General features: G+C 29.4%; 24 protein-coding genes. 19 read left to right on the top strand and 5 right to left on the bottom strand.

From position 1 onward, the window contains the following. Nucleotides 1–79 precede the first annotated feature (79 nt). The 9 genes from gatC to CSPB_RS03150 are packed head-to-tail and all read left to right on the top strand — an operon-like array spanning nucleotide 80 to nucleotide 7,451. A complete protein-coding gene (gene gatC / locus CSPB_RS03190) occupies nucleotides 80–370 on the top strand; it encodes an Asp-tRNA(Asn)/Glu-tRNA(Gln) amidotransferase subunit GatC (protein ID WP_089193117.1) in 291 nt (96 codons plus the stop codon). 13 nt (nucleotides 371–383) lie between these two features. Then, nucleotides 384–1,466, top strand: a complete 1,083-nt coding sequence (locus CSPB_RS03185) for a type IV pilus twitching motility protein PilT (protein WP_089193116.1) — start codon at nucleotides 384–386, stop codon at nucleotides 1,464–1,466. Next, complete coding sequence (locus CSPB_RS03180) at nucleotides 1,463–2,059, top strand: CvpA family protein (protein WP_089193115.1); 597 nt, start codon at nucleotides 1,463–1,465, stop codon at nucleotides 2,057–2,059. The genes CSPB_RS03185 and CSPB_RS03180 overlap by 4 nt, the downstream gene beginning before the upstream one ends. Further along, a complete protein-coding gene (locus CSPB_RS03175) occupies nucleotides 2,059–2,526 on the top strand; it encodes a Fur family transcriptional regulator (RefSeq protein ID WP_193625261.1) in 468 nt (155 codons plus the stop codon). Before CSPB_RS03180 ends, CSPB_RS03175 begins: the two co-directional genes overlap by 1 nt. Further along, on the top strand, nucleotides 2,526–4,043 hold the full coding sequence (lysS, locus tag CSPB_RS03170; protein ID WP_195180540.1) for a lysine--tRNA ligase: 1,518 nt from the start codon (nucleotides 2,526–2,528) through the stop codon (nucleotides 4,041–4,043). The genes CSPB_RS03175 and lysS overlap by 1 nt, the downstream gene beginning before the upstream one ends. Continuing rightward, the gene (locus CSPB_RS03165; protein ID WP_089193113.1) at nucleotides 4,043–5,290 is read left to right on the top strand and encodes a serine hydroxymethyltransferase; all 1,248 of its coding nucleotides are present in this window, start codon (nucleotides 4,043–4,045) and stop codon (nucleotides 5,288–5,290) included. The genes lysS and CSPB_RS03165 overlap by 1 nt, the downstream gene beginning before the upstream one ends. Beyond that, nucleotides 5,290–5,832, top strand: coding sequence for a DUF1882 domain-containing protein (locus tag CSPB_RS03160; protein ID WP_089193112.1), 543 nt, complete (start codon nucleotides 5,290–5,292; stop codon nucleotides 5,830–5,832). The genes CSPB_RS03165 and CSPB_RS03160 overlap by 1 nt, the downstream gene beginning before the upstream one ends. A gap of 12 nt (nucleotides 5,833–5,844) precedes the next feature. Beyond that, on the top strand, nucleotides 5,845–6,669 hold the full coding sequence (locus tag CSPB_RS03155) for an SPOR domain-containing protein (protein ID WP_089193111.1): 825 nt from the start codon (nucleotides 5,845–5,847) through the stop codon (nucleotides 6,667–6,669). Next, complete coding sequence (locus CSPB_RS03150) at nucleotides 6,669–7,451, top strand: shikimate dehydrogenase (RefSeq protein WP_089193110.1); 783 nt, start codon at nucleotides 6,669–6,671, stop codon at nucleotides 7,449–7,451. Before CSPB_RS03155 ends, CSPB_RS03150 begins: the two co-directional genes overlap by 1 nt. 13 nt (nucleotides 7,452–7,464) lie before the next feature. Here the strand turns inward: CSPB_RS03150 and CSPB_RS03145 are convergent, their stop codons facing one another. Together CSPB_RS03145 and CSPB_RS03140 are read right to left on the bottom strand one after the other, a co-directional pair. After that, nucleotides 7,465–8,847 carry an FAD-linked oxidase C-terminal domain-containing protein gene (locus CSPB_RS03145; protein WP_089193109.1) on the bottom strand — a complete coding sequence of 461 codons (1,383 nt, stop codon included), beginning with the start codon at nucleotides 8,845–8,847 and terminating at the stop codon, nucleotides 7,465–7,467. A gap of 2 nt (nucleotides 8,848–8,849) precedes the next feature. Then, nucleotides 8,850–9,566: a plasminogen-binding N-terminal domain-containing protein gene (locus CSPB_RS03140; RefSeq protein WP_089193108.1), complete on the bottom strand. Its 717-nt coding sequence runs from the start codon at nucleotides 9,564–9,566 to the stop codon at nucleotides 8,850–8,852. Nucleotides 9,567–9,717: 151 nt separating this feature from the next. Here CSPB_RS03140 and CSPB_RS03135 point away from each other — a divergent pair, with 151 nt between their 5' ends. Genes CSPB_RS03135 through hpf form a run of 5 tightly spaced genes read left to right on the top strand, consistent with a single transcriptional unit; the run spans nucleotide 9,718 to nucleotide 17,458 of the window. Further along, entirely contained in the window at nucleotides 9,718–14,685 is a 4,968-nt protein-coding gene (locus CSPB_RS03135) for a Calx-beta domain-containing protein (protein ID WP_089193107.1), read from the top strand. Then, on the top strand, nucleotides 14,685–15,410 hold the full coding sequence (locus tag CSPB_RS03130) for a type II secretion system protein (RefSeq protein WP_089193106.1): 726 nt from the start codon (nucleotides 14,685–14,687) through the stop codon (nucleotides 15,408–15,410). Before CSPB_RS03135 ends, CSPB_RS03130 begins: the two co-directional genes overlap by 1 nt. A 3-nt stretch (nucleotides 15,411–15,413) precedes the next feature. Then, the gene (locus CSPB_RS03125; RefSeq protein WP_089193105.1) at nucleotides 15,414–16,370 is read left to right on the top strand and encodes a prepilin-type N-terminal cleavage/methylation domain-containing protein; all 957 of its coding nucleotides are present in this window, start codon (nucleotides 15,414–15,416) and stop codon (nucleotides 16,368–16,370) included. Beyond that, a complete protein-coding gene (locus CSPB_RS03120) occupies nucleotides 16,370–16,876 on the top strand; it encodes a hypothetical protein (protein ID WP_089193104.1) in 507 nt (168 codons plus the stop codon). Before CSPB_RS03125 ends, CSPB_RS03120 begins: the two co-directional genes overlap by 1 nt. A gap of 54 nt (nucleotides 16,877–16,930) precedes the next feature. Then, the gene (gene hpf / locus CSPB_RS03115; RefSeq protein WP_033915584.1) at nucleotides 16,931–17,458 is read left to right on the top strand and encodes a ribosome hibernation-promoting factor, HPF/YfiA family; all 528 of its coding nucleotides are present in this window, start codon (nucleotides 16,931–16,933) and stop codon (nucleotides 17,456–17,458) included. A 39-nt stretch (nucleotides 17,459–17,497) separates the two neighbouring features. Here hpf and CSPB_RS03110 read toward each other — a convergent pair whose 3' ends face one another. Both CSPB_RS03110 and putP read right to left on the bottom strand, forming a co-directional pair. Then, complete coding sequence (locus CSPB_RS03110; protein ID WP_033915585.1) at nucleotides 17,498–18,427, bottom strand: ribose-phosphate pyrophosphokinase; 930 nt, start codon at nucleotides 18,425–18,427, stop codon at nucleotides 17,498–17,500. Between the two features lie 65 nt (nucleotides 18,428–18,492). Beyond that, nucleotides 18,493–19,992 (bottom strand): sodium/proline symporter PutP, encoded by a 1,500-nt coding sequence (putP, locus tag CSPB_RS03105; protein ID WP_089193103.1) that lies wholly within the window; start codon nucleotides 19,990–19,992, stop codon nucleotides 18,493–18,495. Nucleotides 19,993–20,171: 179 nt separating this feature from the next. Here putP and CSPB_RS03100 point away from each other — a divergent pair, with 179 nt between their 5' ends. The 5 genes from CSPB_RS03100 to CSPB_RS03080 are packed head-to-tail and all read left to right on the top strand — an operon-like array spanning nucleotide 20,172 to nucleotide 23,756. Further along, nucleotides 20,172–20,879, top strand: a complete 708-nt coding sequence (locus tag CSPB_RS03100; RefSeq protein ID WP_089193102.1) for an amino acid ABC transporter permease — start codon at nucleotides 20,172–20,174, stop codon at nucleotides 20,877–20,879. Beyond that, complete coding sequence (locus tag CSPB_RS03095) at nucleotides 20,872–21,600, top strand: amino acid ABC transporter ATP-binding protein (RefSeq protein ID WP_033915588.1); 729 nt, start codon at nucleotides 20,872–20,874, stop codon at nucleotides 21,598–21,600. Before CSPB_RS03100 ends, CSPB_RS03095 begins: the two co-directional genes overlap by 8 nt. A 13-nt stretch (nucleotides 21,601–21,613) precedes the next feature. Continuing rightward, nucleotides 21,614–22,342: a basic amino acid ABC transporter substrate-binding protein gene (locus tag CSPB_RS03090; protein WP_089193101.1), complete on the top strand. Its 729-nt coding sequence runs from the start codon at nucleotides 21,614–21,616 to the stop codon at nucleotides 22,340–22,342. 32 nt (nucleotides 22,343–22,374) lie between these two features. Then, on the top strand, nucleotides 22,375–22,989 hold the full coding sequence (thiE, locus tag CSPB_RS03085; RefSeq protein WP_033915590.1) for a thiamine phosphate synthase: 615 nt from the start codon (nucleotides 22,375–22,377) through the stop codon (nucleotides 22,987–22,989). Next, nucleotides 22,980–23,756, top strand: coding sequence for an undecaprenyl-diphosphate phosphatase (locus CSPB_RS03080; protein ID WP_033915591.1), 777 nt, complete (start codon nucleotides 22,980–22,982; stop codon nucleotides 23,754–23,756). The genes thiE and CSPB_RS03080 overlap by 10 nt, the downstream gene beginning before the upstream one ends. On the opposite strand, the gene CSPB_RS03075 is transcribed toward CSPB_RS03080, so the two are convergent. After that, complete coding sequence (locus CSPB_RS03075; protein WP_089193100.1) at nucleotides 23,751–24,230, bottom strand: hypothetical protein; 480 nt, start codon at nucleotides 24,228–24,230, stop codon at nucleotides 23,751–23,753. The genes CSPB_RS03080 and CSPB_RS03075 overlap by 6 nt on opposite strands. Nucleotides 24,231–24,233 lie beyond the last annotated feature (3 nt).

Below are 24,233 nucleotides of genomic sequence, written 5' to 3'. Positions count from 1 at the left end.
ATAAATAATTTTAAAACAGCCATAAGTTAAAGATAAATGTGTTATAATAATTTCAATTTTTTAATATTTAAGGTAAAATATGACTATAAATGACTCTTTATTTACTAAGCTAGAGAAACTAAGCTCTCTTAAAATAAGCGATGATAAACGCCAAGAAATATCAAAACAACTTACTGAAATTGTATCGTTTGTAGAAAATTTAAACGAACTTGATTTAGATAGCGTAGAGCAAACAATAAACAATGTAAACAATGGATTAATACTAAGAAATGACGAACCTAAAAATGATCAAGATACAATAGAAATTATACTAAAAAATAACCCAAATAGTGATGGCAATTTTTTTGTAGTACCAAAAATTATAGAATGACAAGGATTTAAATTTGGAAGAGCTTAACTTAGATTTTGATATAGAAACACTTCTAAGAACAGTTGTAGCACATAGAGCAAGTGATCTACATTTAGTATCTGATAGTGAACCACAAATTAGAGTTGATGGGACATTAAGACCTCTAGATTTGCAAGTATTAAATGGAAAAGATATACAAAGTCTTTGCTATGCATTAATTTCAGATGAACAAAGAAGTATACTTGAAGAACAAAAAGAACTTGATTTTGTCATAGAACTTCCTAATATAGGTAGATTTAGAGGTAATTATTATTATACAGGAAATGGCAATATGGCAGCAGCCTTTCGTATAATCCCATTGGAAATACCTTCTTTGGACGATATAAAAGCACCAAGCATTTTAAAAGATGTCATAAAAAGAGAAAAAGGGCTTATATTGGTTAGTGGACCAACTGGATCTGGAAAATCGACCACACTAGCAGCTATGCTAAATGAGATAAATTTAAAATACCGAAAACATATAATAACTATAGAAGATCCAGTTGAGTTTATACATAAAAACAAAAGAGCTATTTTTTCACATAGAAATATCAGCACAGATACACATAGCTATAAAAATGCTTTAAAATATGCCCTAAGGCAAGATCCAGATATCATTCTAATAGGTGAGCTTAGAGACGAAGAAACTATTTCCATAGCTATAACAGCAGCAGAATCTGGACATCTAGTCCTTGGAACACTACATACAAACTCGGCTATGCAAACAATAAACAGAATAATAGATAGCTTTGAAGCTGGGAAACAAGCTCAAATTAGAAGTATGCTTTCTATATCGCTTACGACTGTAATATCTCAAGCACTAATTCCAAAAATTGGTGAAGGTAGAGCTGTTTGTCATGAAATTCTTATAAATAACTCAGCTATTTCAAATTTGATTAGAGAAAATAAAATTCATCAAATTTATTCTCAAATGCAATTAGGTCAGATTGAAAGCGGAATGGTAACACAAACTCAAAATATGATAAAATTATTAAAAGCAAGACAAATATCAAAAGAGATAGCTTTAAGATACTCAACAAGCCCAAATGAGCTAAAAGCATTAATGGAAAACATATGAGCGTAGTTAATTGGTTTGATGCAATAATACTTGGTATAATTATACTAGTTGGCATAAAAGGTGCTATAAATGGTCTTATAAAAGAAATTTTTGGACTAATTGGTATCATAGGTGGTCTTATATTTGCCACTAGATTTGATGGTGCACAAGAACTTATAAGCACATATTTATATCAAACAGACAATAAACAAATGCTATCATTTATAGCTTTTATAGCCTCTTTTATAGTTTTTTGGTTAGCTTGTTTGATAATTGGAAATATACTTACAAAATTTATAAGAGTAAGTGCCTTAGGCTTTTTTGATAGGCTTGGCGGTCTTGTATTTGGTTGTGCTAAAGTTTTTTTGATATTTTCTGTAATATTTGTGGTTATTACAAACATATATGTGTTAAATTTAAAAATAGAGCCAATTCTTAGAGGAAGTGTAGTATACGAAACAATGCTTGAATGCGGAAAATGGATAATGAACATAAATATAGACAAAATAAAAGATGATTTGAATATTAAAATACAAAATTTAGATGATCAAAATTTAACTCTAGATGATAATATAAGTTTGTATTATGATCAAAACCTAACCAAGGAGAAATAATGTTGATAGAAAATATAGAATACGACACACTTATTGATAATTTCAAAAAAATTTTAAAGGAAAATGGTCTTAAATTTACAAAACAAAGAGAAATTTTAGTAAAAACTCTCTATAAATCCGATGAACACTTCACCCCAGAAAAGATATATTTGCTTATAAAAGAAAAACACCCTGAATTAAACTTGGGCATAGCTACTGTTTATAGAACTTTAAATTTATTAGAAGAAGCTGAAATGGTAACTACAATTACTTTTGGATCGCAGGGTAAAAAATTTGAACTTGCTACAAAACCGCACCATGATCATATGATATGCAAACATTGTGGTCTTATAATAGAATTTGAAGATGCAACCATAGAAAAAAGACAAATTGCTATAGCAAAAGAGCATGGTTTTGAACTTACGGGTCATATTATGCAGTTATATGGAATATGTAAAAACTGCCAAAAAAAGAGAGGTAATAAGTGATTTTTGATACACAATTTGAAGAACAAAGAATACAAAAAATAAAAGATATAAATGATATCGGTATAAATCCATATCCGCATTTTTTAAAAAAAGATATGAATATATGCGAATTTAAAGAAAAATTTATACATATTCAAAATTTAGAAGAAAAAAGAGAGAGTGAAGAAAACTCAGTTACATTAGCTGGAAGAGTAAAACTAAAAAGAGTTGCTGGAAAATCAACTTTTGCAAATATTGAAGATCAAAGCGGAAATATTCAGATCTATTTTTCAAGAGATAGTATTGGCGAGGAAAAATACTCTTTTAGTAAAAAAAATATAGAAGTTGGGGATATAATAACAGTAAAAGGCTATGCATTTATAACTAAAACTGGAGAATTTAGCTTACATGCCAGTGACATAACTTTAGCTTCCAAAAGTATATCGCCACTTCCTGAGAAATTTCATGGCTTAACAGATAAAGAAATGAGATATCGTCAAAGATATCTTGATATGATAATGAACTCAGAAGTTAGGGAAACTTTTGAAAAAAGATCTTTTATCATTAAGATAATTAGAAGATTTTTTGAAGAAAGAGGTTTTTTAGAAGTTGAAACACCTATGATGCACCCTATAGCAGGTGGAGCTAATGCAAAACCTTTTATAACTCATCATAATGCCTTAGATGTAGATAGATACTTAAAAATAGCGCCTGAATTATACTTAAAAAGGCTAGTTGTTGGTGGAATGGAAGCCGTTTTTGAAATAAATCGCTGTTTTAGAAACGAAGGTATGGATTTAACACACAATCCTGAGTTTACTAGCATTGAGTTTTACTGGGCTTGGCACGATTATTTTGAAGTAATGGATTTAACAGAAGAGCTTTTTAAAGAACTTTTAGATAAATTAAATCTAGAAAAAATTATAAAATTCGATGGAAAAGATATTGACTTCTCAAAACCTTTTGCTAGAATTAAATATCTTGATGCACTTAGTAATATTGGCGGAATTTCAAAAGAGATTATAAATGATAAAGAAAAAATACTCCAAAAACTAAGACAAGATGGATTTGAGGCAAATGATAAGCTTGATTTAGGACACTTGCAAGCTGAGCTTTTTGATAACTATGTAGAAGATAAACTTATAAATCCAACATTTATAATTGATTTTCCAATATCCATTAGTCCTCTTTCAAGAAGAAGCGATAAAGATTCAAATATTGCAGAAAGATTTGAGTTATTTATAGCAGGAAGAGAGCTTGCAAATGCATTCAATGAACTTAATGATCCACTTGATCAATACGATAGATTTAAAGCTCAAATTGATGCAAAAAACGCTGGCGATGATGAAGCACATGAGATGGATGAAGATTATGTAAAAGCATTAGGTTATGCCATGCCACCAACAGCTGGTTGGGGGCTTGGAATTGATAGACTTGTTATGTTGTTGTTAGATAAAGTATCTATAAGAGATGTTATACTTTTTCCTGCAATGAAACCAATAAAAAATTTAGATTCAGATTTACAAAAGGAGCAATAATGTCAAATTTAGAGCAATTTGATAAAGAAATTTTTGATCTTGCAAATAAAGAGTTAAAAAGACAGACCTATGGGCTAGAGATGATAGCTAGTGAAAACTTCACTTATCCAGATGTTATGGAAGTTATGGGTTCGATATTTACAAACAAATACGCCGAAGGATATCCAGGAAAGAGATACTATGGTGGTTGTGAATTTGTAGATGGTATCGAAGAAATAGCTATACAAAGATGTAAAAAACTTTTTAATTGCAATTTTGCAAATGTACAACCAAACTCAGGAAGTCAAGCAAATCAAGGAGTTTACGGGGCACTTTTGAAACCAGGCGACAAAATATTAGGAATGGATTTAAGCCATGGCGGACATTTAACACATGGAGCAAAAGTTTCAAGTAGTGGAAAATACTATGAGAGCTTTTTTTACGGCGTTGAGTTAGACGGAAGAATCAATTATGATAAAGTCCAAGAAATAGCACAAATTGTTAAACCAAAAATGATAGTTTGTGGTGCAAGTGCTTATGCAAGAGAGATTGATTTTGCTAAATTTAGAAGTATTGCAGATAGTGTTGGTGCGTATCTTTTTGCAGATGTTGCACACATAGCCGGTTTGGTTGTAGCAGGAGAGCACCAGAGTCCATTCCCACATTGTCATGTTGTAAGTTCAACAACTCATAAAACTTTACGAGGCCCAAGAGGCGGTATAATCATGACAAATGATGAAGAAATAGCAAAAAAAGTAAACTCAAGTATATTTCCAGGAATCCAAGGTGGACCACTTATGCATGTTATAGCAGCAAAAGCGGTTGGTTTCAAACACAACCTTAGCGATGAATGGAAAGTATATGCAAAACAAGTAAAAGCAAATGCTAAAATGCTTGGCAATGTAATGATGAAAAGAGGATATGATTTAGTAAGTGGCGGAACAGACAATCACTTAATCTTGGTAAGCTTTTTAAATAAATCTTTTAGCGGAAAAGATGCTGATCATGCTTTAGGAAATGCTGGAATTACAGTAAATAAAAACACAGTTCCAGGAGAAACAAGAAGTCCATTTGTAACAAGTGGTATCCGCATAGGAAGCCCTGCTCTAACAGCAAGAGGTATGAAAGAAAAAGAATTTGAGTTTATAGCAAATAAAATAGCTGATGTTTTAGATGATATAACAAATGAATCTTTGCAACAAAATATAAGAAAAGAGCTAGAAGAATTGGCTTCTAAATTTATAATATATGACAAGGCTATGTTTTAATGCAAACAATAGATCTTGCGCTTATAAAGATAATAAAAGACCATTATTATATCAAAAGAGATACGATAGTTCAAAAAACAGAATATAAAGGTAGAGTATTTTTTGATAAATTTGAGCGTATTGATGAACCACTTGATTTTAATATCATGCAAAAACATTTAAACAATGAAATCACAGTAGCTCATTCTTTGATAAATAAATTTAATAAAGTTGAAAATATAGTCTTTGATTATAACGGCAGAATGCCAGATAGATTTTGGCACAGAGCGCAGCTTCTTTTTAGAGAAGAAGGATATATGAATTTTACAGCTTATACTACAAAGACACCAGGACATCTACACCTTTATATACACAAAGGACATACTACTTTTGAAGAGGGTTGCCAGATTGCAAATAGACTTTCTATGCTCTTAAATGCCAAAATGATGAAAGAGTGGAAAGTTTTTCCAACTCTTGATGTTCCTAAAGAATTTAATATACTTACACTACCTTATGAGCTTTATCAAAAAGAACGCGGAGCTTCTTGGGCTAAGCATATGTAAAAAGGAGAAAATATGGAAGAAAACAACGAATTAAAAGACTTGGTTTTAGATGACAAAGATGATGGTTCAAATTCTCGTAAAATGAGAAAATTGCTGATTATAATAGCTTCTTTAGTTATTTTATTTTTAATAATTCTTTTTGTTATGAAAATGTTAAATAGCTCAGATAATACAACACAAAATGATAGTAGAATTGTTATACCTCCTGAGATTGAAACAGTTCAAAAAAGCGAACCAAACGATACTATTTTTGAACAAGTTCCAATATTGCAAGATGAAAATTCATCTCAAAAACAAAGTTTTGAAGATATTGTTAAAAATTTAAAAGAAAAAGAAGAATTAAGGCAACAAGCAGCTATAAACAATAAAGATTCATTACCCGCACAACCAGTAGTTCAAAAAGAAGAATCTCCTAAAACACAAGAAACCAAAAAAGATGTAGCTACTAAAACAACAGATGAAAACAAAATAACCACTAAAAAAGATACAACCGCTACAGCTAAAACTGAGGCAAAAAAAGATACTAAACCTATCAAACAATCAGTTAGCATAAACAACAAAACAACAAATACTTCAAAAAGCACTTCTAATGCTAGTGGAGTAAGTGCTGGAACATATATACAAGTTGCATCAGTAACCAAAGTAAATACAAATAGCGAACTTTTTAAGAAATTAAAAAACAACGGATATGATTACAAGGTCTATGAAACAACTATAAATGGTAAAAAAATAAACAAAATTTTAGTTGGATCATATGATAATGCGAAAATAGATGGTGCCTTGAAAGATATACGATCTAAAATAAATCCAAACGCATTTATATTTAGAGTAAAATAATGGATATTTACGCTATATTTGGAAATCCAGTAGATCACTCGATATCTCCTAGACTCCACAATATAGCCTTTTATGATTTAAATATAGATGCTGTTTATACAAGAGTTTGCTTAAATGATGGTTCAAAGCTTATAGAAACTTTCAAATCTTTAAATTTATGTGGAGCAAACATAACAGTTCCACATAAAGAAATAGCTCTATTGCAATGCGATGAGCTCGATAAAATCGCAAAAGCCATAGGCTCAGTAAATACCATTGTCAAACGCTCAAATAAAATCATAGGTTACAATACTGACGCTCCTGGATTTTTGCTATCTATAAAATTTTTTGAAAATTTAAAAAAAGTCCTTATCATAGGCGCTGGAGGGACTGCAAAAGCTATATCTTACATACTAAAAACAAAAAATATAGAAGTTGATATAGTAAATAGAAGCAAAGAAAAATTAGCTAAATTTAGTGATTTTAACTGCTTTACTTGGGATGACTTTAAAATATCAAAGTATGATTTACTGATAAATACGACAAGTGCTGGATTAAAAGAAGATATTTTACCTATGCCAAAAGAACTTTTAGAGCCGCTCATAAAACAAAGCAGATATGCCTACGATGTTATTTACAATAAACAAACCCCATTTTTAAATTTATGCAAAACAAATGAAATAACACATAAAAATGGATTAGACATGTTGCTTTATCAAGCTGTTTTAGCTTTTAATATATTTAATGATGGCAAACTAAACAATGAAAAAATAGAAAAATCTATGAGAAAAGTATTGAATTAAAATGGAGTTACACTTATAACCCCATTTTATTTGGATTTAGTATATTATTTGGATCAAATGCCTTCTTTATAGTCCTAAAAAGCTCCATTTCAGCATCACTAAACGCTAATTTCATATATGGTGCTTTACTTAGCCCTATTCCATGCTCCCCACTAAGTGTTCCGCCAAGCTCTATTGTAGCTTTAAATATCTCTTCTATGGCAGCATAACCTTTTTTAACTTCATCTTCATTATCTTTGTTTACCATCACATTTGTATGAACATTACCATCACCAGTATGACCAAAACAAGGTATTGTTAAACCATATTTTTTAGAAATTTCATAAATTTTAGACAAAAGCTCTGGCAGTTTTGATCTAGGAACGGTTATATCCTCATTTAATTTCAAATTTCCATAGCAAGTTATGGCTTGAGAACAATTTCTTCTAGCAAACCACAAATCAGCACTCTGTTCTTCGTTTTTTGCTATTTTAAAATCTATGCAACCATTTTTACTAAAAACTTCATTTATAACTTTTAAATCATTATCAAGCAAAACTTCTAAATTTCCATCAACATCAGCTATAAGTATAGCTCCCGCTTCTTTTGGCAACCCTTTATTAAATTTATTCTCAACAGCTCTTATACTCAAATTATCTAAAAATTCCATAGCAACAGGAGTAACACCAGCTGCCATTGTTTTATAAACTGCCCTCATTGCGTCATCAACACTTTTAAATACACCCATTGCAGTTTTTTTAAATTTTGGCTTTGCGATAAGCTTTAGCGTAATTTCAGTAATCACAGCCAAAGTCCCCTCGCTTGCTATTAAAATTCCAGCAGTATTATACCCAGCTACATCTTTTATAGTGCGTTTGCCACATCTTATAATATCTCCATTTGGCAAAACTGCCCTTAAAGCCATAACGAAATCTTTTGTTATGCCATATTTTGCAGCTCTCATCCCTCCAGCATTTTCACTGACATTTCCGCCTATTGTAGAGTAATTTTCACTAGCTGGATCTGGCGGATAAAAAAGCCCTACTTTACTTACTTCTTTTTGAAGATTTATATTTATACATCCAGGCTGGACAACTGCTACCATATTTTCCATATCAATTTCTAAAATTTTATTCATATGTTTTTCAAAAGCTAAAATTATCCCACCTTCATGAGCTAAAGCCCCTCCAGTAAATCCACTACCCGCACCACGAGGAATAATTATAATTTTATTTTCATTACAATACTTTAAAATTTTACTTACATCTTCTTCATTTCTTGGAAACAAAACTCCATCTGGCATATATCTTTTTTTAGTCGCGTCGTAACAATACGCAACTCTATGAACATCATCAAAATACGCATTTTCATACCCAACTAAATCTAAAAAATATTTCTTTTGTAAATTAGTTATCATTTTTACTCTTTCAATAAACTTCTATAATAAGCATCATAGTTATTGATCTGTCCACTTGAAAAATCCCAAAAAACAGTATCAATCTTACCAACTCTTGAATAAAAAGGTAAATTATAATAACCTATATGACCGCTATTAAACCTTTTTATAACCTTAAAACTTCCGCAATCTACAAAAACACTCTCATTTTCTAATGCAAAAAATATAAGACCTGCTAAATTTTTATTACACATCTTTCTAAAATCATCTCTGCTTGGATTTGGCTTAAATTCATAGTTTAGATAAGAAGCCAATATGTCTGGGTGTATAAAAGTTAATCTTGTAAAACTATTTGTAACTTCATCATAAATCTCTTTATTTGGAGCTACTATTAAAGATCTGGAATATAAAAAATTCAATTTTACTCGATCTCCAGCCTCAGGTAAAACTCTTGGAAGCGGTAGTGCGTTTTGTTCTAGCATAGAAAAAAGTTCAAACTGAACTTTGGCAGTTAAACCATTTTTTTCTACAACACTAACTCTAGCTATAATGCTTTCATTGTTAGAATCAAAACTATGTATCACAACGCCGCTACTTCCTACAACCAAATCATTACTATCAGCAATGGTGCCATAACCATCCTTTACATCTAGTAAAGTTAAATCAACTTCTTTCATAAAAAAATCAGCACCAAATATAAAATTTACACATAAAATAAGCAAAAATAAAAATTTTTTCAAATTTTTCTCCTAAATAGCATTTTGTATATTATATCTTATTCCTATAAATATTAAAACAAAATATAAAATCTTAGTCTATTGCTTTATTATATATTATGTAAAGTTATGATATACTTAGCTAGTAATTATAAGACTAAATAAAAGGATAAAAATGCATAAAATTATATTTTTTCTTATGCTTTTTTTAACATCAATAAATAGCTTTGCAATAGGATTAAAAGGAATTTATTATACAAATGATCCATATTGTGCAGATAGAAAAGAATTTACAAGAAGAATAGATCCGACTATAGATTTTTTTTGGAACATCAAACCAGCATGTGCTCCTTTTGATAGTATTGGCTCAACAAATGCTGCAAAGAGAAATGACAGTTGGGGTATTGTGTGGAGCGGATATATTAATATACCAAAAAACAAACAATTAATAATTAATCGAGGAACTGTAACCACAAGAGTGGCAGTAGATGAAAATACAAAATTTGATACAAATTCTAATGGTTGTGGTCATCCTTTAGACAATTCAAAAACTTGGTCTTATAATAGCGCATGGGATCCGAATACTAAAAACGGAGTTAAATTAGATAAACTAATTCCAGGATTACATAAAATTAAAATTTATACATATGTAGGAGTACCTGATTGCAACAAAAGATATTTTAGTTTAATGTTTAAAGATATAGATCCAAATGTTCCTATTGAACCTGTCCCAACTGAAAATTTATTTCCATATAAAATGGCAGAAGTATCATTTGAAAAAAATTTTTACTCATTAAATGAACCAAATACAGGTAACAAAATTATAGAAATCCCTATAAATTTAAGCACACAACTAAAAGATGATATAACAATTAAATTTAATACTCAAGATGAAACAGCAACAAACAACATAGACTATAAAATTTTAAACGATACCATTACCATACCAACAAACGAAACAAAAGCGATATTAAAAGTAGAAATTTTGAAAAATTACAAAAATACTAATACTAGAAAAACATTTAATGTCCAAATTTCTCAAATCACGCCATCAAAATCTACAGAAAGCATAACGGGCGAAGAAATAGGAGAAATTTTAAAACAACCATATGATTCAACAAAAATAGAAATAATCAGCAAAATTATGACAGGAGAGTGTCTACAAGAAAATCCGCAAGATAAGTCTCCAGCAGGATTTGGATGGAAAAGAATAAGTGCTTATACATCATCTGGAAAGTATTCTGGTTACAATGATTACGACGCAGAAGCGGATTATAGGAATATAAAAATTGATTGGAATACAGAAGCAAGAAACAACGGCACAAAAAGACTTACTATACATCACGGTGCACCAAGCAAGATTGGGGGAATAGCAAATATAAATTTAGGAGAAGATGGTAAGGGTATAAATATTTCAAAAAATAAAACTGTTATAGAATTTGACTATTATGCTTGGGGCGGAGAAAAAGAACCTTATAGTCCTTATATAGGAGAGATAATACGAAACAAGGTTAGCATTAATACAGAAACAAAAAAGGATGGTGGTTTGGGAATGGCTGTTGTTTTATATGATGCTAGTATAGATGAACCAAGACTAGCTGAGGCTGATTCTATAGATATTCTGCCAGGTCTAGGTTATTTATCTAAAAACACAAAATTTACAAATGGCTTACTAGCAATAGGCATACATCAAGCACAAGATTTCGCACAAAATGCTAATGGTCTAAATGGCGGTCAAAATAATCTTTCAAATTCTATAACTATAAGAGGATCTGTAGATAAAAATGCACCATTTATAATTAGTAAGCAAACAGATAAATTAGGAGATGGTAATCCAAAAACAGATGATTATCATGCTGGTAGATTTAAAATAACACTTGATTCTACCACAGGAAATACACTTATAAGTGTAAGCAGAGATGATAAAATAATTATAGATAAACAAGATATAACATCTTATTTTCCAAAATCTGGAAAATTTAAAGTAGCTTTTGCGGCTTCAACAAAAAGAACTGGATACTCAAATGTTCATCAAATTGCAAATGTAAGCATAAAATCAACCGATTGCTCCTTCTCAAAGCAAGAGACATATACGCTAAAAGTTGTAGAAAGACAATTTGCCCAAGCCCACAAAGCAAATAAGGCAAAATACGACTTTAACTGGCTTTATAATAGCCCCCTTAGAACAAAAATAGCAGGTGGTGCACCACTTCAACCTTATGAAAAAAATAGTAATAAAATTGGATATGAATACTGCGTAATAGGCGCAAAAGTAGAAGAAGGAAATGCATATCCATCTACTCAACCACAAAATGTATATGTAACTTACAGCAAAATAGATGATAAAGAACTTCTTAAATATAAACTAGACAATAAATTTAACGAAGATGATTTAAATAATCTATATTCTAATGAGCAAAATCTTACAACAGGAAACTTTCCAATAAATAATGTTGAAAAAGAAGAATTAGTATATTCTGATGGCAAAGATAACTTGGAGCTAACAACAGATCCAAATGATGTTACTGCAGCTTGCTTTGTTTTGCATAAGAATTTTACATCTAACAACATAACAAGTCATATGTATTTTAACGCTTACGATTTATCTATAAAATCAGAAGATATTTTAAAAGGTATAAAAAGCTCAAACAATCCATTTGCCATAAAACCGGCTGGATTTTATATGACTTTTGAAGAGATAGATTATGCAAATTTTCCACAAAGAACACCAAAACTAGAAATAAAACCAAAGAAAGACTACACGAAAGAACTAATAAAAACAGATGACAATAATAAAATAAATATGCCTATTAAATTTTTTATAAACGATGCAAATATAAGCATATTAGATAGTACAACTATACTAAATTCCAGCAGTATTTATAAAGTAAATGCCACACCTATGGTTTTAAATATATCAAATAAGAAAGACTACAAATATACATACACATTAGCAAATTCGAAAAATACAAACTATTATAATCTCATAGAAGCCACACAAAAAACAGATCCAGTTTATAACTTCACACTTTTAAGGGCTATAACAAACAACTATATGAATTGCGAAAATGATGAAAATTTATCTTTAGGAAAAAATAGCACTATTAATCCCGATATTCTAAGAATAACTTTTAGAGATAGTCAAATAAAATATCAAAATCAAACAGACAGTGTAAAAGAAAATTTAAAAATAAATGGGATATTGATAAATGATAGTAAAGATTTATACCTTAAATATGACAATGTTATGAAATTTGAAAATTTATTCAAAGATCCATACTGGACAGCCATAAATTTCATAGATATTTACAATAACAATAAAAACAAATTAACCGCTGAAGAAAAAATAGCCTTGTCTCAAAACTTAAAAAATTATGGTTATCAATGCAGACCAGACATAGATAGTCAAGATGCATCTAAAGATTTTGTGATAAATAATGAATTTGCAGATGAGCTTGTAGATTGTAGCATACAAGCATTAAATCCAAAATACATTGAATTTATTCCAAACAATTTTGATATATATGTAACTAGAATTTTAAATCAAAGCAATATAAACAAAGAGCCATTAAAAGGTGGTTTTACATACTATAATGACTTAATGCAAGATGTAAATAAAACATATAATAATGATAAAAATAAATTAGATATAGAAAATCAAATGAGTGCAAAACTTCAGCTAATCATAGCAGCATCTGATGAAAACGGAAATTCTTATCCTAATTTTACAAATAGTTGCTATGCAAAAGATATAATTTTAAATTTAAGCTATATTGGGGATAGAAACTTTAAATATAAAGAAAATATCCAAAATAATGATGTAAAAACACTTTCTTCAAAAGAAACATCTCTAATGAAAAATGCCATAACAGCATTTAACACAACTTCTGATAATTACAAAGAAAATGCTCATTTAGAAAAAAATATAAATCAAAAAGATGAATTTAGAAAATACATTAAATATAAAGAAGAAAATTTACTATCCGAAGATATAAAAGATATACTAAAAAAAGAAAGTATATCTTTAGATAAACAAAATTCCCTAGATACTGATAAAATTTCTTTTAATGTGGCTGGCTTTTATAATCAAAAAAGCTCACAAAATTTTTGTAAAGACACAAACGAAACAGAACAATGTTTCATAAAAATCATCTCGCCATATACAACTGATACAGATATAAATAGAGATGAAAAGGAAAATTTTAATACCGATAGAAATTCATATAAAACAAAAAAAGTAAAAAGAGGCGATGTAGAAGAGTGGGATTCTTTCACTTTTGCAGACAAAACCAATGATAAATTTGATGATAAAAGCACTTTAGTACAAATAAGTAAAAATTTCTTTAATGATAACATTGAATTTATAGACAAAGATTACAAAAAACAACCTCTTAAAAGAACTGGAGCAACTTCAGTTATGATAGGATTTAACATAGAAAGAAACGAAACCCCTATGAATCCTACAAAAATTTTTATAAGAGATTTTATACCAAATTCACTTTGGCTTGTATCTGATGAAAATAGATTAGAAATTAAAGATAAAAATGTAGAAGATCCTTTTAATATCCCTACAAAAATTAATATTCATTATTATGACCACGACGATAATGAGAGTGCATTGTTTTACTATGGAAGTGCTTATGCAAAAGATGCAAAAGGGTCACGAGACGGTATAAAACACATCATAGATTATACAGCATATTGCACTAAAAATTGTGATATATTTGATATAAATACAAGCCATAATAACATGGTGCTAATACCACATTGGTATAAAACGCCTGATTATACACCAACCGTAACAACAACTGGTGATATTTATAATTTTACCTCAAAAGAAGGCAGCACAACAACTACAAGCTCGTTAGATAAATACGCACAAAATATAAATATTAAGGCTCCAGATGATAAAAATGTAGATAGTGATACAATAACATTTATAACACCAACATATCTTAAATATCAAAACACATTCGGTGTTGAGTTTATAAAAGACAATGAAAACTTATGGTTTGGAGATGGTTCTGTTGGTTCTGCTGAAAGCGATGAAAGTAAAAATAATGTCGGTAAAGTCTTAGGAACAGATAAAGACAATAAGTTTGATAAAAATTTAAATAAAAACTCAAATAGGATATTTTGGTAATGAAAAGAGCTTTTTCTATAATAGAAGTTGTTTTGGCTGTAGTTATAATGGGATTAAGTATGGTTGCTATTCCAACTATAATCTCTCAAAGCACCATTTCAAATTTACATGCATTAAAACAAGAAGCCATACTTTCATCTAAAATGCAAATGCATTTAATGTTTTCTATGCCATGGGATAGCAACTCAATGGACGAAACAGATGTATTTCCCAGAGTTACATTAACAAATAGCCAAACAGATGGTTTAAAAAATGCTATAGAAGAAAATGGTAATTCTACGCAAGATTACGAAAATAACAAAACTAGACAAAATTTCCCGACTAATGTTTACATAAACAAACAAGCAAGTAAGCCATTAAAAAATAATGACTTAGATGGCTTAAATCATCTTCATGAATACACAACAAATTTAAATATAGAAAGTCCAACCAACAAAAGAGGCATTAGAGATATGATAGTTCCTATAAAAACTAAATTTAATGTTAGCTATATAGATGATAAATTACAAACTGGTAGTTATATAGATGGCACAGATATTAAATTTAACTTTACATCTAATCAAAATACTACAAATACCACAAATATAAAAATGATAGAACTTCACACTTGTTTCATAGAAAATGAAAAAACAGATAAATGCACAGATGATAATAAGAAGATAATCCTAAGAGCTTATAGTTCAAATGTCGCACCATCTCATATCATAACAAGAGAGATAAATTAACATATGAAAAAAGCATTTACTTTAGTAGAAGTTATATTTGTAATAGTTATAATGGCGATTTTAGCTTTAATTAGCTCAGATTTACTAGCAAATGTATATAAAAACTATATACACACTCGCTCTATAAATGAGCTTGAGTATAAAACAGATATATCTTTAGAGCAAATCTCAAAAAGACTAAGCCATAGACTAAAAGGATCTGAAATAGCAAGACTTGTTGACTCAAATAATGACAAATTTACAGATATAATACTATCTATAAAAGATGATAGACCAGAAGATGATAAAAAATACGCACTAGAGTGGATAAGTAAATCATACGAAACGCAAATTTTAACAGATCAAAAAGACAATAAAGTTGGCTGGAGTGGCATTGCTGATTTAAATTTCACCAAACCAACTTCTACAAATGAGACAACTTTCACATCTCCTGGTTCTAAATTTGATGAAACTTTTAAAAATACTTTAAAAAATGTGTATTCTGATAAATTTGGTATATTTTTTATAATAAATCAAAAATCTGATATCAAAAAAGATTTTGGATATATAAATAATTCTCATAATAAAATAGCCTCAGGAGAGATAAAAAATGATAACAATATCACTATAAAAATTCCAGGTAACATGCAAGAAGTAAGCGATATATACTATCTTTTAAATACAGCTTATGCAGTAGTTCCAGAAAACAAGAAAAAGGATGGAATTTACAAAAAAGAAAAAGATAAACAATCAAGAGAAAATTATGATGAAAATATTTTTGATTTATATCTTTACTATGGTTATCAGCCTTGGGAAGGTCAAAATTATACAAATGGAAAAAAAGCTTTATTAGCACAAGATGTTAGTCTATTTAGATTTACACAAACACAAAGTGGAGTTATAGTTATGAAATTATGTATGAGAACTCTTGATACAGATGAGATAGACTTTGCAGTTTGTAAAACAAAGGCGGTTTATTAATGAAAAAAGGTTTTGCACTTATTACAGCTGTAATTTTTGTTGTATTAATAGCAACTATAGGAATACTTAGTTTATCCATAGCAACAAGTAGCGTAAAAAATAGCTCAGATATTTACCTAAGAGAAGAAGCTGAACTTTTAGCCATAAGTGCCGCAGAACATACTGTCTTGGCATTACAAGCTCATGATTTTAATCAAAATTGCATAAATACAATAACCTCAAAATATCCAGATGACAAACAACCGCAATATAATATAAATGTAAGTATAAGATATATAGGAAATAAACTTCCAAAAGAATGCGAAATAGCATACAATGGAGATATAAATATATTTTATAATAATAATTTAATAAGCAAATACCAAGTTGCTATCATTGATGTTATAGTAGAAACTACAGAAAATATAACAAGTGAACCAATAAGATTTCACAGAAGGATTACTCAGCCACTAAATTTTACAGATACAGGTATCAAACTAGAGCCAATTAACAGAAATACTCCATAATTTTTGTCAAATTTATGATATAATCAAATATATCAAATTTAAAGGAGTATAACTATGAATATAAGCATAGTAGGAAGACAGTTTGAACTTACAAAACCCATAAAAGACTATATAGAAAATGCATTTGAGTCTTTAGAAAAATATAATCTTGATATTATCTCAATAAGATGTGTGATTTCCGCAGATGAAAAGAAAAACAAAAAAGGGTTTAATGTAGATTTTGCCATAAATTTAGCAAGGAAAGATACTATCGTTATATCTCAAAAAGATAAAGATTTATACGCAGCCATTGATCTTGCAAGCGAAAGAGCATCAAAAGTTTTAAGAAGAGAACATGACAAAATGACAACTCACAAAAACAAAGATGACCAAAAAGCAAGTATAACGCAAGCAAGTGAAGAAAAGATAGAAGATACAGATGAAATAGTTCCAATGGATCTTGAATTATACAAACCATTAGAGATAGAAGAGGCTTTAGAAAAACTAAAAAATAGCACAGATCAGTTCTTTGTATTCAATGATATGGACGCAAAATTAAGAGTAATGTATAAAAGAAAAGATGGAAAATTTGGACTATACTAATATAAAAGAGTTTGCAATCTCTTGCAAACTCTAAATTTATTATAAAAACAAGCTATTGACACTTTCGTTATTATAAACTCTTCTTATAACTTCAGCAAAAAGCGGTGCAGCCGAAAGAACTTTTATCTTATCACAATCTTGTTTTAAAGGTATTGTATCTGTTATAACAAGTTCATCAAGTTCACCTTTTTCTAATCTCTCATAAGCAGGCCCGCTAAGAACAGCATGTGTACAAAAAGCCATTACGCTAGTTGCACCACGAGCTTTAAGGGCAGATGCAGCTTTTACTATAGTTCCAGCAGTATCTATCATATCATCAACTAAAATGACATCTTTACCATTTACATCCCCTATTATATTCATAACTTCACTTTCATTTGCTTTTTCGCGACGCTTATCAACTATAACTATATCTAAATTTAAGTTTTTTGCTAGTGCTCTTGCTCTTGCAACACCGCCTATATCAGGACTTGCTACTATTGGATTTTTAAAATGTTTATTTTTAACATATTCTGTAAACAAAATAGAACCATATAAGTTATCAACTGGTATATCAAAAAAACCTTGAATTTGTCCAGCGTGCAAATCCATAGTTACAACTCTACTTATGCCGGCTGCTTGCATCATATTTGCAACAAGTTTTGCTGTAATTGGCACTCTAGGAGCTGCTTTTCTATCTTGCCTCGCATAGCCAAAATAAGGCACAATAGCAGTTATAGAATTTGCACTACTTCTTCTTAGTGCATCTGTTAAAACTAAAAGTTCCATTAAATTCACATTTACAGGACTACAAGTTGGCTGTATAACAAACACATCTTTACCCCTTACACTTTCACCAACTTGTACACTTATCTCGCCATCACTAAATTTTTTTATATTAGCTTCACTCAAAGGCAAAGAAAGGTATTTTGAAATCTTTTTAGAAAACTCTAAATTCGCATTGCCAGAAAAAATTTTATAACCGTGCATTTCTACCTTCTATAAATTAAAATTAAACTAAATTCTAACATAATTTTACTTAATTAAATTTTTCATTAAATTTGCTCTTTAAATTCATCAAATTCATTAAGTATTTTTTCTGCCTTTTTTGTTTCTTTATCATGCATAGAATTAAAATAATTAACAATAATTATAGCCAAAATCGAACATATAAAACCAGGAAACAGCTCATATATATATTGACTAAATCCAAAAGCTATCCATAAAATTACAGTAGCTCCGCCAACTATCATACCACTTAATGCAGAAATTGTAGTAGTTTTACTAGAATATAGAGAAAAAAGGAGCGCTGGTCCAAAACTAGCACCAAAACCAGCCCACGCATATCCAACAACTTTTAACACAGTATCATCAAGCATAAATGCTATAAATGTAGCAACAACACCTATAAAAACAACAGCTAGTCGGCTTATAAAAGTTTTAGCTTTGTCGCTTAAATCTTTTTTATAAAATTGAAACAAAAAATCTTGCGTAGCAGAACTAGAACAAACTAAAAGCTGACTAGAAATAGTGCTCATAACTGCAGCAAGAACAGCTGAAATAATAACACCAACTATAAATGGATGAAAAAGAGTAGAACCTAACTGTAAAAATACAGTCTCTGAATCTTGCAAAATAACACCATTTGAACTAAAATATACAAAGCCTATAAGCCCACTAGCAATAGCTCCAATCAAACCTATTACCATCCAAGAAATTCCTACAAATCTTGCTTTTGTAAGTTCATCTATGCTTCTTATTGCCATAAAACGCACTATTATATGAGGCTGCCCAAAATATCCAAGTCCCCAAGCAAGAAGACCAATGATACCTAAAAAACTCTGTCCCTCAAATATATTTAAATGGTTTAAACCCATGTCTGAACTATATTTTTTAATCTCTCCTACAAATGAACTACCATCTGGTATATTTATGTTAAAATAAGCAACACTTGGTATTAAAACAAGTATAGCAAACATAAGAACTCCTTGAAAAGCATCTGTCTCACAAACAGCCTTAAATCCGCCAAAAAATGTATAAACTACAACAACAAAAAGTGTAAATATAGCTCCAAAAGCAAAATTGATACCAAAAAAACTTTCAAATGTTTTTCCCCCGGCTATAATCCCACTACTAACATAAAGAGTGTAAAATACCAAGATTATAATTCCAGATATAAATCTTATTGTTTTTGTGTTATCTCTAAATCTATTTTCGAAAAAATCAGGTATAGTAGAGCTATCTCCAGCAACCTCAGTATATACTCTAAGTCTTTTTGCTAAAATTTTATAATTCGCCCATGCTCCAACGCTTAATCCTATAGCTATCCACACATTACAAAGTCCAGTTGCATATAAAACCCCAGGAAGACCTAATATCATCCATCCACTCATATCAGAAGCTCCGGCTGAAAGAGCTGTTAAAACAGGTCCCAATCCACGATTATCTAAGATAAATTCGTCAACCCCCGCGTCTTTATTGTAATTTCTTTTTCCTATATAAATAAGAATACCTAAGTAAATAACAATAGCTAAATATATATAAAAATCATCCATATTTCTCCTTTTTGTATTTAATTTTTGACAGCTATATTTATACTAGCAAAATAAAAGTTAAATTTTTCTTTATGATAAAATTTACTATTTACTTGAAAACAAGATAAATTAAGCAAAATAATATTAAATTTATTGTAATCTTTTGGTTTATATTCTCTATTGCAAAAAGGCATAAATAATTGAATGAAAAGATTTTAAAATTTATTGTTTTTATACTTATAGCTACACTAGGCGTATACTTTACATATCCAGATGAAATTAGTAGCGACCAAGCATTAAGCTATTTAGAGAGTTACAATACAACGCTCATACTTACAATTGGCGGAATTACTATAGGTATAGTTTTAGGTTTTATTTTAGCTTTTTTAAAATTTATAAATATAAAAATACTAAGTTTTATTATAGATGAATATATAGATATAATAAGAGGAACGCCTGTTTTAATACAGCTTATGGTCTTTAGCTTTGTTGTATTTGCCGCTTGGAGCAACAATATATATGCAGCCATTATAGCTCTTGGATTAAATAGCTCAGCTTATGTTGCCGAAATAGTAAGATCTGGTATAAACAGCGTTGATAACGGACAGATGGAAGCTGCAAGAGCTATGGGACTAGACTATAAAACTTCTATGAAAGAGATTATCTTTCCACAAGCTATAAAAAATATACTTCCAGCACTAGCAAATGAATTTATATCACTTTTTAAAGAAACTTCTGTTGTTGGAATGATAGGAATTTTTGATTTAACTATGAATGCACAAAGCTTGCAAGCTACACTTTTTACAGCAAAACCAATACTTTTTGCTGCGGTGATTTACTATATAAGCGTTAAGATATTCTCTTTTTTAGCAAAAATGCTAGAAACAAGGTTAAATAAGAATGATTAAAATAGAAAATCTTTGTAAAAAATATGGAAATTTATCGGTTTTAAACAATATATCCACAAATATAAAAAAAGGCGAAGTTGTAGCTATAATAGGTCCAAGCGGTGGTGGAAAAAGTACATTTTTAAGATGTATAAACAAGCTTGAAGAGCCAGATAGTGGACATATATTTATTAAAAATCAAGATATAACATTAAAAAGTACAAATATAAACAAAATAAGACAAAAAGTTAGTATGGTTTTTCAACACTTTAACCTTTTTGCAAATAAAAGCGTTTTATCAAATTTAACTCTAGCTCCTATAAAAGCAGGAATTTATAGTAAAGAAGAAGCACAAAGTAAAGCAATAGAACTATTAAGAAAAGTTGGTCTTGAAGACAAAAAAGATGAATTTCCACATAAATTAAGTGGCGGACAAAAACAAAGAATTGCAATAGCAAGAAGTTTGGCAATGAATCCTGATGTTATTTTATTTGATGAACCAACTTCAGCACTTGATCCTGAAATGATAGGTGAAGTTTTACATATAATGCAAGAAGTTGCAAAAGAAGGATTAACAATGCTAGTTGTAACCCACGAAATGGGTTTTGCTAGAAATGTTGCAAATAGGATATTTTTTATGGAAGGTGGAATTATAGCAGTTGATGACACTCCTAAAAATGTTTTTGAAAATCCACAAAATGAAAGATTACAAGAATTTTTAAATAAAATTTTAAACCATTAATAAAGGATGAAAAATGAAAAAGTTGTTTAAATGCTTACTAGCTAGTTTGTTTTTAGCTACATGTATCAATGCTAATGATATTTTAAAAGTTGGAACTAATGCCACATATCCTCCTTTTGAATACATTGATCAAAATTCAAAAATAACTGGTTTTGATATGGATTTAATCGATGAACTAAGCAAAAGAATTGGCTTTAAATATGAGATTGTAAATATGGGCTTTGATGCTTTGATACCAGCTTTAAAAAGCGGTAAAATAGATGCAATAGCTGCTGCGATGAGTGCAACTCCTCAAAGAATTAAAGCTGTAGATTTTACAGATCCTTACTACACAACAGAGAATTTATTTATAAAAAAATCATCTAATGCTGAAATAAATTCAAAAGATGATTTAATAGGTAAAAAAATAGGAGTTCAACTTGGCACAGTTCAAGAAATGGCAGCTAGAGAAATCAAAGGTTCTAAAGTAGTTCCGACAAAAGATATTTTTAACTCAATAATGGCACTTAAAAATAACAAAGTAGACGCAGTTCTTGTTGATAGTTCTATAGGCTATGGATATTTAAATAAAAATGATGATTTGACTGAATTTTTAAAAGAACCAGATGGTAGTGAGGGTTTTTCTATAGCATTTGATAAAAACAAGCGCACAGAATTAATCAAAAAAATAAACAAAGAAGTTGATAAAATGAAACAAGATGGAACATATGAAAAACTTCTTAAACAATATGAATTAAAATAAATTTAAGTATTTTTGTATTAAAAGAACCTGAAGTGTCTGAGATTTATGCAATAACGGATGATATCTTAACTCCAGATGAGACTATAGAAGATCAAGTTTTAGAAATTTTACAAAATGGTATAAAATTTATACAATATAGGAGTAAAAAAAGTATACAAAATGAAGAAATCATCAAAAATCTCATATCGCTTTGCGAAGATTTTAATGCAAAGCTTATCATAAATGATAATGTAAATTTAGCCAAAAAATTAAAAGCTCATGGCGTTCATATAGGAAAAAATGACGCCATGTTAAAAAACACAAAAGAGTTTTTAGGGAGTGAGTTTATAATCGGAGTAAGTTGCTATAATGATATAAATTTAGCCATCAATTCTCAAAATATCGGTGCTAGTTATGTTGCATTTGGCGCTGCTTTTAAAAGCGCGACTAAACCAAATGCCTTGCTTAGCGGCATAGAAATAATCTCTCAAGCAAAAGAAAAAATATCACTACCAATTTGTATAATAGGCGGCATAAACCAAGGCAATATAGCAGATGTTGCAACTAAAAAGCCTGATATGATAGCAATGATAGAGGCTATTTATAAACCAAACTCAATAAAAGAAAATATAACAAATTTAAGAAAGAAAATATATCAATGGACATAATAAGCACAATAATACTTGGCATAGTTGAAGGTTTAACTGAATTTTTACCAGTTAGCTCAACAGGACATTTGATATTAGCCTCAAAGCTTTTAAATTTACAACAAACTCCAACCTTAACATGCTTTGAAGTTTCAATACAACTTGGTTCTATTTTGGCAGTAGTTTTTATATATTTTAGTAAATTAAAACAGGATATAAATATATGGATAAAATTAGCCATAGGTTTTATTCCAACCGGTGCGATAGGTTTTTTACTTCATAAATACATAAAAGAGCTTTTTTCTCCAGATATAGTAGCTTATATGCTTATATTTTGGGGTATTATTTTTATAATAGTTGAAATTTTTAACAAAAAAGAAAAAATAAAAATAACTACAATAACATTAGAGGATGTCAGCTATAAACAATCTTTTTTAATAGGCTTATCACAATGCCTTGCTATGGTGCCAGGCACATCAAGAAGCGGCGCGACAATCATAACTGGACTTTTAGCAGGACTTGATAGAAAAACAGCCGCAACTTTTAGTTTTTTACTAGCAATACCAACAATGTTTGCAGCTACATTTTATGATTCTTATAAAAACAGAGCTATATTTATTGAAAATATGGATAATATTTTTATATTTTTATTAGGTGGAATTGTAGCCTTTATAGTAGCATTATTTGCGATAAAAATATTTCTAAAATTTGTAAGTAAATTTGACTATATACCTTTTGGGATATATAGAATAGTAGTAGGACTAATATTTTTATTATTTATATTATAAATTTCCCAAATTATATCTTTTCTTGCGATATTCTATACCTTTTTGTTCTTCTATCTCTATTCTAGCAGAGTGATGTGGATACAATTTCCTTAAAGTAATGCTCATATAAGCTATAAGTTTTGCATCGGCACTTCTATGACTAGATACTAAAAAAACAAAAAGCATATATTTATTTAGTTCTAGTTCATCTTCTTTTGGTATTTCAAAATTATTTATATAGTATTGCAAAGCTAAAAAAAGATCATTTTTTCTTAAATTATCTTTTGATACAACTGTTATCATATCGTCTATATCTATAGTTTTATCTTTTTTATTTTTAAGAACTTTGTCTAATACATAATATTCATCTTTTTTAATGCTATTTTTGTCATTATCGTTATCAAAAAATGTTATATAAATAACGGCAATGACAAATAAGAATATAATTATAGAAAATATGACAATATAAATAATCGAGTTATTATCATTTTCCAACAA

This window comes from Campylobacter sputorum, from assembly GCF_002220775.1.
In the GTDB taxonomy this organism is placed as follows: Bacteria; Campylobacterota; Campylobacteria; order Campylobacterales; family Campylobacteraceae; genus Campylobacter_F; species Campylobacter_F bovis.
The sequence above is the reverse complement of the archived record's forward strand: the minus strand, read 5'-3'. Positions and strand labels throughout refer to the sequence as shown.